Here is a 15,538-nt window from a genome sequence, read left to right as displayed (position 1 = left end):
GCGGCCTAGAACTGAACGCGCTTGGTGAAGCCGCCATCGATGACAAGGTGCGCCCCGGTCATATAAGGACAGGCGGGCGACGCCATGAAGACGATGCCCTTCGCGACTTCCTCCGCCTCACCAAAGCGGCCCATCGGCATTTGCGCCAGCGTTGCGTCATACAGCGCCGGGACCGCCGATTTGATGACCTCCCAATTGCCGCCCGGATAATAGATGGCGCCGGGCGACACGATATTGACGCGGATATTCTGCGCCGCGAGCGCCTGGCTCAACTGCGATCCATAGGTGATGAGCGCGGCCTTCAGCGCATTGAACGCCTGCGGCACGATGAAGGTCTCGACCGCCGCAGTCGACGACATGAAGATGATCGATCCTGACCCCGACGCCGCAAGCGCTTCGGTCAGCACTTCGACGCCGTGAACCGCGCCCATGATGTCCATGTCGAGCCCGCGCTGCCAGTCGCCGGTCGCCCCCTGCCCCGAAGAGCTGGCGGTGTGGATGAAAATGTCGCACCCGCCGAGCGTGTCGCGCGCTTTTTCGAGCCAGGCGCGATAGCCGTCGGGATTGTCCGTCATGTCGAACTGTTCGCCCAGCACCTTGCCCGGCCCCGCGGCGTCGATCGCCGCGACCGCCGCGGCAACCTTGTCGGCGTCGCGCGAGAAAAAGGCGACATCGGCGCCCTCGGCCGCGAAAATCTTGAGCGAGGCAAGCCCCAACCCGTGCGCACCGCCGTTGATGATCACCTTCTTACCGGCCAGACCCAGGTCCATCGCATCCTCCTCTCGCTATTTTGAGGGGAGAGTATCGTGCCGGCCGGCGGCGGGACATCAGCAAAAATGGGAGCGGCAGGGTCGGCCGGCTCCGCGGGGGCGCAACTTATAGGCGGTCCATACGGAGCCAAGCCTTGTCGCCGATCCACGCTTTCGACAAGGCCTTGTCTGCGGCGGCCGCTTCCAGCCTGTTCCCTTGGGCGGCCTCGCTGCGGCCGAGTCCGTAGAGCGCCCAGCCATTATTCGGCGTCTGCGCCAGCGCGGCGCGAAAAGCCTCGCTGGCCTCGCCATAGCGCCGCGCGCGGAAAAGTGCCGAACCCAGCGACTGCTTCACCGGATAATACCAATAAGATGGTTCCTGATAGGGAAGCCCGGCCTCGATCGCGATCGCCTGCCGGTAGAAGCCGATCGCTTCGTCGGTACGGCCCATCGCGCTCGCGAAGCGCCCGCGCGCGACGAATTCGGCGAGCGACACCAGATCCCCCGCCGGTACGCCCTGTTCGATCATGGCGTTCATCGCATCCGACGCCCGTATCTTTGCCATCGCCGCGAGTTCGCGGTCGAACGCTTTACGGTTGCGAAGCCCGGCATAGGCAATGCTTCGCGCGAAATGCCGCATCGCAGTAGGATAAGCGAGGCGCGGATCAGGGGCCGGCATCGCCAAAATGGCTTTCGGGTCGGCAAATTGGGCCATCGCAAAATAGGGCGCCGCATCGATCGACTGAATCCACGCGATCTGCGCCGAGGTTGCTGGATCGAGGACGGTTCTAAGCCGCTGTGCCTCGCGAATCGCGGTGCGCATATCGCCCGCCATCTGCGCCGAGGTCACGATGAAATGGATATTGTGCGGATAATAGCCGTAGCGCACGAGCCCGTTGTCGCCGGCGCTGCGGATATATTCCTCGTCGGCGCGCGCGGCCGCGACGTTGACGCGAATCGAGTCCGCATGACGCCCGCGTAGCTGGAAGATATGGCCCGGCATATGAACGAGATGGGCCGCGCTGGGCGCCGCCGGGCTCGCCAGCCGGTCGGCGGCCGCCTCTGCACGTTGCGGGTCGCTCGCTTCCATAAGATGGATGTAGAGATGGTTCGCCTGCACATGGGCGGGGTTGCGGTTCAGCACCGTTTCGACAAGCCGCACGGCTTCGCCGCTCCGGCCGACCGATGTTTTCTTGTCGCTCTCCCAATAATTCCAGGGGCTGGTGTCCATCACCGCTTCGGCAGCGAGCACCGCGACATCGTCATCGGCGGGAAAGCGGCGCGCGACATCGAGCATCGCGTCGGCATAGTTCGCGTCGAGCGCGGCGCGGTCGCTCGCGGGATCGCGCGAATATCGTTTGGCGACGGCTTCGATCAGCGCCCGCTCCATCGGCGTGGCAGAGCTTCGTAGCGCCATCGCGCGATCCATCGCGCCCAGCGCGGCGTCGCGGTCGCGCTCGTCCATCGGCGCGTTGATATTCGGACCAAGGGCGACAGCCTCGCCCCACCAGCATATCGCGCAATCGCGGTCGAGCCGCTGCGCCTCACGAAAAGAACGCACCGCACCCGCATGGTTGAAGCCATAGGTCAGGAGCAGCCCTTGGCTGAAATAACGCCGGGCCTGGTCCGTGTCCGTCGTGACGGGAAAGCGCGAAGTGGCCAGATCCGGAAAGAGCGGTATCGGCCTGCCTTCGCTGGCGGGCGCCGCGAACGCCGACGCAACCAACAGATTTTGCGCCAGCGACGAACCCGGGCGCCGCGCGCCGCAAAACAGGGTCGCAAGACGGGTGGGATCGAGCGCTTCCAATGCGGCGTTCGAAAAAGCGGGCAGCGGCGTGAAACTCGTCAGGGAAAAGCCGATCCCTGCAATGACTGCGAATTTGAATGGGCCCGGCATCACAATCCCCCTTCCCCGAAGGTGATCAGAAACAGCAGCTGCAAAATATCATGAAAACAATGCGTACCAAAACCGAATCTGCGGCGCATCTAATTGACTAATATATCAAGAAAGTCTGCTGCATGTCGGTCAAAATTTCTTGCTTCGGCGGCCGCGCGCCGATGGTAGATCTGATTGAACCGCAAAGCGTTTCCAGCGCGTCGTCAAAGTTTCTTTCGCGGCGTCAATCGGACTACGCGGCCAAGAGGGTCGATTCATGCGCTCCAGTCGGTACGCACGCATAAGGACACGGCTACGTAACCCGTAACATTTGATTTTTTTTCGCGCATGGAGAAAGTATCGGCCGACAATATTGCTGTTCGTCTTTCGGGGGGAGGATGTTTTGGGGCTTGGATATCCGCAAAAGCGGGACATGACGCGAGCGTCGCGGGGCGCCTATATTCTGGCGGCGGCGCTGCTTCTTTTTTCGTCGGGCGCGCTCGCTGCGGCGGATCCGAAGACCCCGCCGGCCACGCCCGCTTTCACTCCGCTACCGACCAGCGCCTTTGCCGAGCTTCCCTTTGTCGAAGATGTCGACCTGTCGCCCGACGGCACCCATATCGCGGGACTGTTCGGCAGCGGGGGCGAACAGCGCATCATGATGATGCCCCTCTTGGGCGACCGGTCAAAAGCCGTCGGCATCACCGTACCAGACCAGACGCAGGTCGCATGGATCCGCTGGGTCGGAAACGACAATATCGTCGTGGGGCTCTATGCGTTGATGCCGGTCGAGGCCGATCGCTGGTACATCTCGCGCGTGATCGGCATCAACCGGGCCACGGGAAAGATCACCAAATTGCTCTGGGACATCGGTGGGCAGAATGCGTCCGATGTCCTCTGGATCCCCGCTGATGGCAGCACCGAAATCCTGGTCGCGGCGCAGAGTTCGATTTATGGCGAAGATCCCGGTTTCTGGCCGACGGTCTATCGCGTCGATGTCACCACGGCGCGCAAGCGGGTCGTCGAAAGGCCGCGCACGAATATCGGGGACTGGGGCGCCGACCATCTGGGCCAGGTGCGTTTCGGCATCGGCTATCGCGATTCGGACACGCAATCGACGCTGTTGTTCCGCCCGCACGGCGAGGGGTCGTTGCGCGTGATCGATCGCGCAAAGCTTAGCGCGGAAGAGGAGTTGACCGTTCCCTTCCATTTCGTCCCCGGCAGCAACAACGGCTTCGTCATCAAGGAGATCGAGGACGGCCGGTCGGCGGTCGTCGAAGTCGACATTTCGACCGGGAAGGATGTGCGGACGGTCTATGCCGCCGACAAGGCCGATGTCGAAAGTGTCGTGCTGGGATCGAACGGGTCGAAGCTGCTCGGTGTCAGGACAAATGACCGCGAGGCACCGCTCCGCTGGATCGACCCCGCGATTGCCGCGCATCAAAAGTCGCTCGAGGAAGCATCGCCGCAATCGAAGGTCCGGATCGAAAGCCTGAGCGCCGATCAAAGCAAGATGCTGGTGCGGTTCAGCACGCCCGACAATCCGGGCCTGCTCTTTTATTTCGACGCGGCGAGGGGCGATCTGTCCAAACTGGCGGCGATGAACGACACGATCGGCGGCAAGCGCCTGTCGCGTGGGCGGATGGTCCAGTACAAGGCGCGCGACGGGCTGGAGATCGAGGGCGTGCTGACGATGCCGCGCGGTCGGCGCGACAAGAATTTGCCCTTCATCGTCATGCCGCACGGAGGCCCCTGGGGGCATGACGAGCTAAGCTATGACTATTGGGCGCAGTTCCTCGCCGAACGCGGTTATGCGGTACTCCAGCCCAATTTCCGTGGATCGACCGGTTATGGCGCTGCATTCGAAAAGGCGGGGCAGGGCCAGTTGGGCTTTGCGATGCAGGACGATGTCACCGACGGCGTGCAATGGGCGGTTAAGGAAGGCATCGCCGACCCGAAACGGGTCTGCATCGTCGGCGGCTCTTATGGCGGCTATGCCGCGATGTGGGGGATCGCCAAGGATCCCGACCTGTATCGCTGCGCGATTTCGATCAACGGCGTCGCCAATCTGCGCCGCGAGGTCAATGATTTCGGTGGGCTGATGCGCGAACGCCTCTATCGAAGCCAGTGGCAGAAGATGACCCCCGATTTCGCCGCAGTGTCGCCGATCAATGCGATTGCCCGGATCAAGACCCCGCTGCTGCTGATCCACGGCAAGAAGGACGTCACCGTCGATCACGGCCAGTCGTCGCGCATGTATGGGGCGATGACGAAGGCCGGCAAGTCGGTCGAGTTCGTATCGGTGCCGCTTGCCGACCATTATTTCACACGTCAGGCCGATCGCATGACATTACTGACGTCGATCGAAACCTTCCTCGCAAAGCATAATCCGGCCGACTGAGCCGATACTACATTGCAGCTTCGATCCCCGCGGCGACGCAGGCCTCGTCCTGCTCGGGCAGCGCGCCGCTCGCAGCGGCGACACCGATCATCCGGCCGTCGACGATCACCGGAACGCCGCCGCCGATCGCCACGGCATCAAAGGCATTTTGCGCGGACGGGTCCATCTTCGCGACCTCGCGGCTGCTGCGCCCGGTGCGGAAGACGGTGCGCGCCTTGCCCTGCGCAAGAACGCCGCTGGTGCGCGTCGCACCGTCCATGCCGACGAAACGAATGAGGTCGCCATATTCGCTCAGCACCGCGACATGCACCTTCCACCCCGATTTCGCGGCGAGCGCGAGGCAGGTGTCGGTGATCGTCTGCGCGTCGGCGGCATCGATCCTGCGGTCGCGCTTCAGTTCGGCGCTGACGGGGGACATCGGCAGAATGAAGGCGGCGATAGCGGTGGCGAGGGTCGCGCGGATCATTGGCATTTCTCCATTTTTCACGGCGCGGGCGGCGCGGCGGCGCGGGCGTTCCAGTCGGGGGTTTCCTGCCCGGCCAGATTGTTCAGGAAGAAATCGAATTGCTTGCGCTGGCCGTAATCGACCGGGCCGGTCGAGCGGCCGACCGCATGGCCCCCGCCCGGGACGACGAGCAGGTCGAAGACCTTGTTGGACTTCACCAGCGCGCTCACCACCTGCATCGTCGACGCGGGGTCGACATTCTCATCCTGCTCGCCGACGATCATCAACGGCTTGCCCTTGAGCCGCCAGGCGTTGTCGACGCCCGACGAGGCCGAATAGCTGGCATCGACCGGCCAGCCCATCCACTGTTCGTTCCAGCTGATCTTGTCCATGCGGTTGTCGAAACAGCCCGCAAAGGCGACCCCGACCTTATAGAATTCGGGATAGAACAACAGGCCCGACAATGTGTTCTGCCCGCCCGCCGATCCGCCATAGAGACCGACGCGCGAGATGTCGTAAGCGGGATTTTGCGCCGCGACCGCCTTGTGCCAGAGGATGCGATCGGGAAAGCCCGCATCGCCGATATTCTTCCAGGCGACATCATGGAACGCCTTCGAGCGATTGAGCGTACCCATGCCGTCGATCTGGACGACGATGAAGCCAAGGTCGGCGAGCGACTGCATCCCGACGACCTTGTCGCCCCCCGAATGATAGCCGAACGGCCACCATGTCTTGGGCACGAAGCTCGAATGCGGGCCGGCATAGATATTCTCGATCACCGGATAGCGCTTCGCCGGATCGAAATCGCGCGGGCGGACGATCAGGCCGTAAATGTCGGTCTGCCCGTCGCGGCCTTTCGCGACGAAGGGTTCGGGCGCCTTGAAACCCGCCGCGAGCAGTTTTGAGATATCGGCGCGCTCAAGCGCCGCGACGAGGCTGCCGTCGCGCGTGCGACGCAGTTCGGCGACGGGCGGCAGGTCGACGCGTGAATAGGTGTCGACGTACAGGCTCATGTCGGGCGACAAGGCAATGTCATGATAGGCATTGGCGCTGGTCAATGGGGTCAGCTTGCTGCCGTCGAAATCGATCCGGTAAAAATGCTGGAAATAGGGGTCTTCGCCCGCGTTCATTCCGCTCGCGGTGAAATATATCTGCCGTTTCGCCTCATCGACTTTGACGACATCGCGGACGACCCACGCACCCTTTGTGACCTGCGTTTTCACCGCGCCGGTGGCGCCGTCAAAAAGATAGAGATGGTTCCACCCGTCGCGTTCGGACATCCAGATGACTTCGCGTCCGTTATCGAGGTCGTAACGGAAGCGGCGCCCCTGGTTGATGAAGCTCTTCGCCTCTTCGGTTACCGCGGCGTGGGGCGCCCCCGTGACCGCATCGATCGACACGACGCGCGCGAGTTGGTGGCCGCGCTGCTCGTAAACGAAACTGACGCTGGCGCTGTCCTTCCGCCATTCGAGTTTCGTCATGTCATAAGGATTGGCGAACAGTTCGCCCGGCACCGAAAGCTGCCGCCCCGCTGCGACATCGAACAAGGCCGGCTGGTCGATGTCGACCGCGTCACCGGGCTTCGGATAGAGCTGTTCCATCACACGCGGCTGCACCTGATCGGCGGGGGTCGAGAGGATGCGGGTGACGATCCGGCGAAAGCCGGGTCGGACGCGGTACGCCGCGAGCTTCGCCGAATCGGGTGACCAGACGATCGATTCGGGATCGTAGAAATTGGCGTCGGAACCGTCGGTGCTGATCCGTTTCCACGCGCCGCCGATCGGGCGCACCGCGATGTTGAAATTTTCGACATGCGCCTCCCACTTGCCGTCGGGCGAGCGGCGCGGGCTGTTGTCGGCGGGGACCGCAAGGTCGCGTACGACGCCGAAGGCACGCGGCTGACCCACGCGTGGGGTCTCGGCGCAGACATAGTCGGCGAGGCTGCATTGCCAGCTATCGTCGTGCAGCGAGAATTTGATTGCCTTGCCGTCGGGCAAGAAAGCGAAGCTTTCGAACGGCAGGCGCAACGCCGCGTAGCTTTCCCCCGTCGCCTTGCCGAGCGCCGACGCGAGGCGCTGCTGGTCGAAGCTCGGCCGCTTCTTTCCCGACTTCGCGTCATAGGTGACGAAAGCGAAGCCCCCGGGCACCGTCTTGCGATAGGCATAGCCACGCCCGTCGGCGGTCCAGTGGCCGGCAAAGGCGACATTCTCGGTCAGGCCGATCCAGCTTTCGCGCAAGGCCAGCGAGCGGTCGATATCGGCTTCGCTTATTTGCGCTGCCGCCGGTGTCGCGACCAGCGCAAACGCCAGCATGATGTTCCCGAACCTCATGATCCCTCCCGCCGATTGACGCGGACGAGTTTATTGTATTTAGTATACGATGCAAGAGCGGTTTAGCGTTGCTGGCCAAGGGCAATCCCAGGGAGACGATGATGGCGCATTCCAGATGGGCGATGATGGCGATGACCTTGGCGATAGCGGTTCCGCTGCACGCACAGCCTGCGGCGCCGGCGCCCGCCCCGCAAACCGAAACCGATGCCTATACGCGCTATGAGCTGCTCGCTCCGGGCAGCCACAAATTCCGCATTATCTATGAAATCACCGCGAGCTCGCCGGGCGCGACCGCTTATTACAACCCAATTCGTCCCGGGAGTGTCGCAACCGACGAGAGCGTCACCGATCGCGCGACGGGCAAACCGCTGCCGTTCAGCGTCGTTCCGGGCGGCGTCGCAAAGGCGGGCGGCGTCCGCGGTGCCAAACCCGACGGTGAATATATCGAGGTGAAGCTCGCCCGCCCGGTCGCCGCCGACGGCGGCGAGGGCCGCGTGCTGATCGACAAGACCTATGCCGATGCGAAAAGCTATTACAGCGAGGGCGATGTCATCGTCTTCGACCGGCCGCTCGGCAACAAGCGCAATTCGGTGATCCTGCCCGCAGGCTACGAGCTGCTCTCGTGCAACTATCCGGCGCAGGTGCTGCAGGAAGCCGACGGGCGGATCAAGATCGCCTTCTGGAACAACACGCCGGCCGAGGCGCCGCTGCTGATCAAGGCGCGGCCCTCGCCCGGCCTCAAAGCCGCGCCGTCGAGCGTCAAGGCGCCGCTCGTCGAGCGCGCGTACCAGAGCCGCGAGGTCACCTATTTCCTTCAGCCGCCCGAAACGCACAGCTTCGACCTCTATCACGACTATACCGAAACGCGGCCGGGGGTCGGCACCTATGTGAACATCGTCCGCCCCGGCAGCAGCGCGTCGAAACCGTCGGCGCGCAACCTCGACAGCGGCGCACCGCTACGTTGGGAAATGCTGAAGGGCGAGGCGATCTTGAAGGCGAGCCCCGGCGAACAGGGCGTGACCGCCGATACCGAGGCGGTGGTGTTCCACTTCGACCCGGTGAAAAAGGGCGAGAGCGCGCGGCTGCGCTTTTCCGAAACCTATACCGACCCCGAACGCTATGGCGTGTCCGGCGACGAACTCGTGTGGCACCGCTCGTTCGGGCGGCCGCTCAACACCGTCGTGCTGCCCGCGGGCTGGGTGCTCACCAACAGCTCGATCCCCGCGACGATCAAACAGACCGACGACCGGCGCACGCGGCTCGAATATATCAACCCGCGCGCCGACGAGATCGACGTGATCATCACCGCGCGGCGCCGGCCGTCTTGACGGCTGCGGGGCGGCACGGCACCGCGGCATCCCATATTAGAGGAGACACCGATGAGCTTCCTGACCTTCGCGTTGCTCGCCATGCAGTCCGCCACGGCCCCGGCCGCAGCGCCCGCCCCGGCCCCTGTTGCGGCACCGGCGAGCAAGTGGGTGACGAAGGAAGGCGACGTCACCATCCGCAATTTCAAATTCCGCTCGGGTGAGATCATGCCTGCGGTCCGGTTGCACTACAGCACGCTGGGCACGCCGCATCGGGGTGCGAACGGCGAGATCGACAATGCCGTGATGGTCCTCCACGGCACCGGCGGCAGCGGCAAGCAATTCCTCCAGCCGCAGTTTGCCGACGAGCTGTACGGGCCGGGCCAGCCGCTCGACATCAAACGCTATTATATCATCCTGCCCGACAATGTCGGCCATGGCGCTTCATCCAAACCTTCGGACGGTCTTAGGATGAAATTCCCGCAATATGACTATGACGACATGGTCGAACTGCAGCACCGGATGCTCACCGAAGGGCTCGGCATCAAGAAGCTGCGCCTGATCATGGGCACCTCGATGGGGTGCATGCACGGCTTCATCTGGGGCGAGACCTATCCCGACTTTGCGCAGGCATTGATGCCGATGGCGTGCCAGCCGGTCGAGATCGCGGGTCAGAATCGCATGTGGCGCCAGTTGCTGGTCGACGGAATCAAGGCCGACCCCGCGTGGATGGGCGGCGAGTATAAGAGCCAGCCGGTACTGGGGCTGCGCACCGCGGCGTCGCTGTCGGTGATCGCGGGCGGCGCGCCGCTCAACCTCCAGAAAAATTATCCGACGCGCGATGCCGCCGCCGCCTATGCGCGCGAGCGGGTTGAGCGCGACATCGCGAGCCGCGACGCCAACGACATGATCTATCAGTTCGAATCGTCGCGGACGTACAATCCATGGCCGGGGCTCGAGAAGATCACCGCGCCGATGACGTGGATCAACTCGGCAGACGACTTCATCAACCCGCGCAATCTGCCCTATCCCGAGCAAGCGGTGAAAAGGATGCCCAACGCGCGATTCCGCCTGATCGCCGAAAGCGACGAGACGCGCGGCCACGGCACGCACACATGGGCGGTCCAGTGGAAGGCCGACCTGATCGACCTCATCGCGCGCAGCAGCCGCTAGAGCAAAAACGGCTTTTCGACCTATTGCTGCCGTTGCAGGTGTGTGCCCCGGCGAAGGCCGGGGTCCAGAGCGCAACGAGCAGAGGTCGGCTCTCTGAAGCCCTGGGCCCCGGCCTTCGCCGGGGTGCGCAAATGGGAAACGACCGGTTGCCGACCAATCCTTTTTCGTCACCCCGGACTTGATCCGGGGTCCCGCTTTCGGTCGAAGCTATCCGGTGCCTCAAAAAGCGGGATCCCGGGTCAAGCCCGGGATGACGAACGGTGGGTAACGAGCGGGAGTTGGCGATAGGGATGTGCACCCCGGCGAAAGCCGGGGCCCAGAATTCCAACGCTGCCTTTCCGCACTGGGCCCCGGCTTTCGCCGGGGTGCACAAAGGGCAACTTCCCACCCCAAACCAGCCATTATGCGGGCACGAAAAAGGGCGGCTCGCAGCCGCCCCTCGATCCCCGCCTGCGCGAGGATGATGCATTTTCAAACCGCGCGGCAATGCCGCACGGGAAAATGCATTACTTGATCTTGGCTTCCTTGAACTCGACGTGCTTGCGGACACGCGGATCATATTTACGCACCGACATTTTTTCGGTCATCGTGCGCGGGTTCTTTTTCGTGACATAGAAAAAGCCCGTGTCAGCGGTGCTCACCAGCTTGATCTTGACGGTCGTCGGCTTGGCCATGGCCCTGTTCCTCGAAATAACTGCACATCCGCCGGAGGCCCGATGGATGCGGCGGGACTAGGGCCCCGACGTTGGTGTGAAAAACATGAAAGGGCCGCGCGATGCCGCACCGCCCTTCAATATCCGGGCGCCTTTGACGGGATTCGGCCTTTCTGTCAAGCGAAAGGAACGGGCGGGCGGCACAAAACCGCCCGCCCTGGAGGGGTCGGAATGAAGACCCTAGGCGTTTTTGATCTCGAACCGGACGCGCATTTCCTTCCAGCTTTCCTCAGGAACCCCGCCACGCGTCGCCGCCTTGAAGCGCCATTTGGTAAGCGCCCGCCGTTTCGTCGCCTCGAAAAACGCCGGATCGTCGGTGCTGACCAGCTCGACCGCCTTCACCCTGCCATCGGTGCCGATCAGCACACGGACGACCGCGACGCCCTCGATCCCCTCGCGCTGCGCGCGTGCGGGATAATCGGGCTGGAAAAGGCCCGCATAGCGCTCGTCGAGCCGCGCGAGCACCAGCTTTGGGGGCTGCGCGGGCGGATCGATGACCTGGGGCAAGGTCGTTCCCGTTCCGGTGCCGGCCGGCGGAACATAGGGCTCGTCGATCCGGCCGACGGGCGGATCCTGAGCGATCGGCGGTAGAGGGGTCCGCGGCGCCGTAAACTGTTCTTGCGGCTGCTGGGCCTGGGGTTTGGCGTCGGGCTGCGGCTCGGGCGGTTTGGGCTTGGGCAGCGTGATCGACTTCCACGGCGGCGTGGCGGTCGACGGCTCATCGATGATGATCATCGGCGACAGGGCCACTGCCGCGACCAGCGCCGCAGGCAACGCCACCGCGAACAGCGCAGCGACCGGGTGGCGGCCACGATCGCTTCCATAGCTGTTACGCGGCAGCGGCACCGCAGTCCCGGCGGGCGCGGTGGTCGCTTCGGGCGCAGTCATAATCGCCGAAATCAGTGGTATCAGGGTCATGGCATCTCTCCTTGCCTGTACGACCCGGCCCTGCCGCGTTCCGACCGTTGCTATCGGCCAGGTCAGATCAACGTGATATTATAACATTACGTCTCATGTCAAGCAGATCGGTAAACATGACCCTAAGCCATGAAATACGCGGTCAGACGGCGGAAAAGCGGGCCACCGCCTGATCCTTGTCGATCAGCGGCAGCAGCTCGGCCATATCGGGGCCGTGATCGCGGCCAGTCAGCGCGCGGCGCAGCGGCAGGAACAGCGCGCGTCCCTTTGCCCCGGTCGCCTCCTTCACCGCGCCGGTGAGCGCGTGCCAGGGATCGGTGGACCAGTCGACATTCGGCGCGGCGGCGGCGGCGGCGGCGAGCACCTCGCGGTCGCTCGCTTCCGCTGGCGGCGGAGCAAGCGGGCCGTCGAACACCCCCACCCAGTCGGCTGCCTCTGCGACCGTCATCAGGTTCGGGCGAATCGCGTTCCAGCGCGCTTCGCCGATGGCGAGCGGCAAGCGCGGCGCGACGGCCGCATAATCGGTATGGTGCAGGATTTTCTGGTTGAGTAGCGCGAGTTCGGCTTCATCGAAGCGCGCGGGCGCGCGGCCAAAGCGTGCGAAGTCGATGCTTTCGATCAGCGGCGCCAGGCTCGTCACGGGTTCGACCGGATCGCTCGTCCCAAGCCGCGCGAGCAAGGCGGCGAGGGCGATCGGTTCGATCCCACTCTCACGCAAACTGGCCATGCCGAGCGAGCCGAGCCGTTTCGACAATTTGCCTTCGGTGCCGACGAGCAGCGCCTCATGCGCAAATTCGGGCGGGTTCGCGCCGAGCGCGGCGAACATCTGGATCTGCGTCGCAGTGTTCGACACATGATCCTCGCCGCGCACGACATGCGTGATGCCCATCGCGATATCGTCGATCACGCTCGGCAACAGATAGAGCCAACTGCCGTCGGCACGGCGCACGACGGGGTCGGACATCGTCTTCGGCTCAAAATGCTGCGGGCCGCGGACCATATCGGTCCACTCGATCGCGGCGTCATGGTCGAGCTTGAAACGCCAATGCGGCTGTACACCCTCGGGCACCGGCGCCCCCTCGGGCTTGCGCTCGTACACGGGAGGAAGTCCGCGCGACAATAGCACCTTGCGCCGGATATCGAGCTCTTCGGGCGTCTCGTAACAGGCATAGACGCGGCCCGCCGCCTTCAATTTGTCGAACTCGGCTTCGTACAGCGCGAAGCGCGCCGACTGCCGCTCTTCGCCGTCGATATCGAAGCCGAGCCAGGCAAGATCGGCGCGAATGCCGTCGACATATTCCTCTTTCGACCGTTCGAGGTCGGTGTCGTCGACGCGCAGCAGAAAACGCCCGCCATGCTTCCTTGCCCACAGCCAGTTGTGGAGCGCGGTGCGGACATTGCCGACATGGAGCGTGCCGGTCGGCGAAGGGGCGAAGCGGGTCGTGACGGTCATGGGCGGCGCCTATAGCCGCATTTGATGCCGCGGCGATAGCTATGCGCTGCGCCGCACCGGCCAATAGGCCCAGGCAATGGCGAGCAGCGATATGATCAGGATGACGCTATATTCCATCCCGTTGCGCCCGCCGCCGACGACGAACCAGCCCGCGGGAAAATGGACGAGGATCATGCCGAGTGTCAGGATCGCGGCGTGGCCAAGTGCGGCGAGGCTCGTCCAGCGCCGCGCCAGGATCAATATGGGGCCGACAATTTCATAGAGCGTCACCGCCATCGCCCAGCCATAACCATAAGGAAATCCCAGGCTATCCAGCCAGATGCCGAAGGGCGCGACGAGCCCGGCAGCGAGACGATAGACGCCGTGGATCAGGATCAGGACCGCGACAGTCACGCGCAGAATTTCGAGCACTTGCTCCGCCCGCACAGGCGGCGCCTTCGGTCCCGACAATCGCATTCCCCTCTCCCCTCTATTCTATCCCGTCCGGAATCCGTGCGTTATCGGATAGCGCCGATCGCGCCCGAAATTGCGCGTCGACAATTTGACCCCCGGCGGCGCCTGACGCCGCTTATATTCGGCCAGCATCAGCAGCCGTTCGATCCGCACCACGGCATCGCGGTCGAAACCGTAACGCGCGACGACGTCGTCGACGCTCGCTTCTTCTTCAACGAGCATGTGGAGCATTCGGTCGAGATCCACATAAGGAGGCAGGCTGTCTTCGTCCTTCTGGTCGGGACGCAATTCGGCGCTCGGCGGCTTGGTGACGATATTCGCGGGCATCACCGGGGTCACCGGGTTGCGCGACAGGCGCGGAACATTCTCGTTACGCCACGCGGCGAGCGCGAAGACCGTCATCTTATAGGCGTCCTTCAGCGGATTATAGCCGCCCGCCATGTCGCCATAGATGGTCGCATAGCCAACGCTCATCTCGCTTTTGTTCCCCGTCGTCAGCAGCATCGGCCCGAATTTGTTGCTGAGCGCCATCAACGTCACGCCGCGAATGCGCGACTGAACATTCTCCTCGGTGATGTCGACGTCCCTGTCGGCAAAGCTCCCGGCGAGCATCTGGTCGAACGCTTCCACCGCGGGGACGATCGGAATCGTGTCGAGCCTGCACCCGATCATCGCGGCGCAGCCCGCGGCATCGTCGAGGCTTTCCTGACTCGTAAAGCGGCTCGGCAGCATCACGCACCACACCTTGTCAGGGCCCAATGCATCGGCGGCGATCGCGGCGCAGATTGCCGAATCGATCCCGCCCGAAAGCCCGAGCACGACGCCGGGGAAGCGGTTGCGTTCGACATAGTCGCGCAGGGACAGGATCATCGCGCTGTATATATCGGCCGGATGCGCCTCCCATTCGGCAATCGCGCCGGTATCGCAGGCCCAGCCGTTCGCGCCCTTCGTCCAGCGCGTCACGCGTTCCTCGGCTTCCCAGTCGGTCAGCCGGTGCGCCGTCGTCCCATCGCCGTTGAGCACGAACGAACAGCCGTCGAAAACGATCTCATCCTGCCCGCCGACGCGGTTGAGAAAGATGACGGGGCGTTTCGTCTCGGCGACGCGGCTCGCGAAGACCTGCGTCAGGCGGCGTTCGTCCTTGTCGATCTCATAGGGGCTGCCGTTGACTGAGATCAGCAGCTCGGCACCCTGGGCGGCAAGATGCCTGCAAACCTTCGGCAACCAGCCATCCTCGCAGATCGGCAGACCGAGCTTTACCCCGCGCCATTCGACGATGTCGGGCAGCGGGCCGGGGACGAAGATGCGCTTCTCGTCGAAGGTGCCGTAATTGGGGAGCTCGTGCTTCCGCCGCGTCGCGACGATCCGGCCGCCGTCGAGCAAGGCGACGATATTATAGAGCGCGTCGCCGCCATTCTCGTCCTTCGTGCGCTCGACCGAACCGACGAGCATCGCGGGGCCGCCGTCGGCAGTTTCGGCCGCCAACTCTTCAAGCAGCTTTGCCGCGCGCGCAGCAAGCGCGGGCTTCAGCACCAGATCCTCGGGCGGATAGCCGATCAACTGGAATTCGGGATAGAGGATCAGGTCGGCATCCGGGTGCCGCGCGCGCACTTCGCGCATCGCCTGCGCATTGGCGGCAAGGTCGCCTACCGACTGGGTCATTTGCGAAAGGACGATGGTCAGTTCTTGTGTCATGCGCGCGGTTTAGGCCCAACCGCCC

12 protein-coding genes are annotated in these 15,538 nt (G+C 63.8%); 3 read left to right on the top strand and 9 right to left on the bottom strand.

All coding sequences use genetic code 11. The features are described 5' to 3' along the window. Positions 1–5 precede the first annotated feature (5 nt). Together SC1_RS20600 and SC1_RS20595 are read right to left on the bottom strand one after the other, a co-directional pair. On the bottom strand, positions 6–770 hold the full coding sequence (locus SC1_RS20600) for an SDR family NAD(P)-dependent oxidoreductase (protein WP_062186515.1): 765 nt from the start codon (positions 768–770) through the stop codon (positions 6–8). 106 nt (positions 771–876) lie between these two features. Continuing rightward, entirely contained in the window at positions 877–2,646 is a 1,770-nt protein-coding gene (locus SC1_RS20595; RefSeq protein ID WP_062186513.1) for a tetratricopeptide repeat protein, read from the bottom strand. Between the two features lie 412 nt (positions 2,647–3,058). Between SC1_RS20595 and SC1_RS20590 the strand changes: the two genes are divergently transcribed. Then, the gene (locus SC1_RS20590; protein ID WP_062186511.1) at positions 3,059–5,026 is read left to right on the top strand and encodes a S9 family peptidase; all 1,968 of its coding nucleotides are present in this window, start codon (positions 3,059–3,061) and stop codon (positions 5,024–5,026) included. 7 nt (positions 5,027–5,033) lie between these two features. On the opposite strand, the gene SC1_RS20585 is transcribed toward SC1_RS20590, so the two are convergent. Together SC1_RS20585 and SC1_RS20580 are read right to left on the bottom strand one after the other, a co-directional pair. Next, on the bottom strand, positions 5,034–5,492 hold the full coding sequence (locus SC1_RS20585; RefSeq protein ID WP_062186509.1) for a heme-binding protein: 459 nt from the start codon (positions 5,490–5,492) through the stop codon (positions 5,034–5,036). 17 nt (positions 5,493–5,509) lie between these two features. Continuing rightward, positions 5,510–7,801 (bottom strand): DPP IV N-terminal domain-containing protein, encoded by a 2,292-nt coding sequence (locus tag SC1_RS20580; protein WP_202966832.1) that lies wholly within the window; start codon positions 7,799–7,801, stop codon positions 5,510–5,512. Positions 7,802–7,902: 101 nt separating this feature from the next. Here SC1_RS20580 and SC1_RS20575 point away from each other — a divergent pair, with 101 nt between their 5' ends. Further along, positions 7,903–9,129 carry a hypothetical protein gene (locus tag SC1_RS20575; RefSeq protein ID WP_152682501.1) on the top strand — a complete coding sequence of 409 codons (1,227 nt, stop codon included), beginning with the start codon at positions 7,903–7,905 and terminating at the stop codon, positions 9,127–9,129. Between the two features lie 51 nt (positions 9,130–9,180). Beyond that, entirely contained in the window at positions 9,181–10,281 is a 1,101-nt protein-coding gene (locus SC1_RS20570) for an alpha/beta fold hydrolase (RefSeq protein ID WP_062186505.1), read from the top strand. A 506-nt stretch (positions 10,282–10,787) separates the two neighbouring features. Here SC1_RS20570 and rpmG read toward each other — a convergent pair. The 5 genes from rpmG to SC1_RS20545 all read right to left on the bottom strand — a co-directional run bounded on the left by rpmG (position 10,788) and on the right by SC1_RS20545 (position 15,513). Beyond that, on the bottom strand, positions 10,788–10,955 hold the full coding sequence (gene rpmG, locus SC1_RS20565) for a 50S ribosomal protein L33 (RefSeq protein WP_037515700.1): 168 nt from the start codon (positions 10,953–10,955) through the stop codon (positions 10,788–10,790). Between the two features lie 219 nt (positions 10,956–11,174). Next, entirely contained in the window at positions 11,175–11,912 is a 738-nt protein-coding gene (locus SC1_RS20560) for an energy transducer TonB (protein WP_062186503.1), read from the bottom strand. Between the two features lie 142 nt (positions 11,913–12,054). After that, positions 12,055–13,365, bottom strand: a complete 1,311-nt coding sequence (gene gltX / locus SC1_RS20555) for a glutamate--tRNA ligase (protein WP_062186501.1) — start codon at positions 13,363–13,365, stop codon at positions 12,055–12,057. A 39-nt stretch (positions 13,366–13,404) separates the two neighbouring features. Further along, positions 13,405–13,821, bottom strand: coding sequence for a DoxX family protein (locus SC1_RS20550; protein ID WP_062186499.1), 417 nt, complete (start codon positions 13,819–13,821; stop codon positions 13,405–13,407). A gap of 18 nt (positions 13,822–13,839) precedes the next feature. Beyond that, positions 13,840–15,513: an NAD+ synthase gene (locus tag SC1_RS20545; RefSeq protein WP_062186497.1), complete on the bottom strand. Its 1,674-nt coding sequence runs from the start codon at positions 15,511–15,513 to the stop codon at positions 13,840–13,842. Between the last annotated feature and the right edge of the window lie 25 nt (positions 15,514–15,538).

Source organism: Sphingopyxis sp. C-1, assembly GCF_001047015.1.
Taxonomy (GTDB): domain Bacteria; phylum Pseudomonadota; class Alphaproteobacteria; order Sphingomonadales; family Sphingomonadaceae; genus Sphingopyxis.
The sequence above is the reverse complement of the archived record's forward strand: the minus strand, read 5'-3'. Positions and strand labels throughout refer to the sequence as shown.

Excerpts from the sequence above, each read along its gene's own strand:
- SC1_RS20600 (WP_062186515.1), bottom strand. The coding sequence starts at position 770 with ATGGACCTGGGTCTGGCCGGTAAGAAGGTGATCATCAACGGCGGTGCG.
- SC1_RS20595 (WP_062186513.1), bottom strand. The coding sequence starts at position 2,646 with ATGCCGGGCCCATTCAAATTCGCAGTCATTGCAGGGATCGGCTTTTCC.
- SC1_RS20590 (WP_062186511.1), top strand. The coding sequence starts at position 3,059 with ATGACGCGAGCGTCGCGGGGCGCCTATATTCTGGCGGCGGCGCTGCTT.
- SC1_RS20585 (WP_062186509.1), bottom strand. The coding sequence starts at position 5,492 with ATGATCCGCGCGACCCTCGCCACCGCTATCGCCGCCTTCATTCTGCCG.
- SC1_RS20580 (WP_202966832.1), bottom strand. The coding sequence starts at position 7,801 with ATGAGGTTCGGGAACATCATGCTGGCGTTTGCGCTGGTCGCGACACCG.
- SC1_RS20575 (WP_152682501.1), top strand. The coding sequence starts at position 7,903 with ATGGCGCATTCCAGATGGGCGATGATGGCGATGACCTTGGCGATAGCG.
- SC1_RS20570 (WP_062186505.1), top strand. The coding sequence starts at position 9,181 with ATGAGCTTCCTGACCTTCGCGTTGCTCGCCATGCAGTCCGCCACGGCC.
- rpmG (WP_037515700.1), bottom strand. The coding sequence starts at position 10,955 with ATGGCCAAGCCGACGACCGTCAAGATCAAGCTGGTGAGCACCGCTGAC.
- SC1_RS20560 (WP_062186503.1), bottom strand. The coding sequence starts at position 11,912 with ATGACCCTGATACCACTGATTTCGGCGATTATGACTGCGCCCGAAGCG.
- gltX (WP_062186501.1), bottom strand. The coding sequence starts at position 13,365 with ATGACCGTCACGACCCGCTTCGCCCCTTCGCCGACCGGCACGCTCCAT.
- SC1_RS20550 (WP_062186499.1), bottom strand. The coding sequence starts at position 13,821 with ATGCGATTGTCGGGACCGAAGGCGCCGCCTGTGCGGGCGGAGCAAGTG.
- SC1_RS20545 (WP_062186497.1), bottom strand. The coding sequence starts at position 15,513 with ATGACACAAGAACTGACCATCGTCCTTTCGCAAATGACCCAGTCGGTA.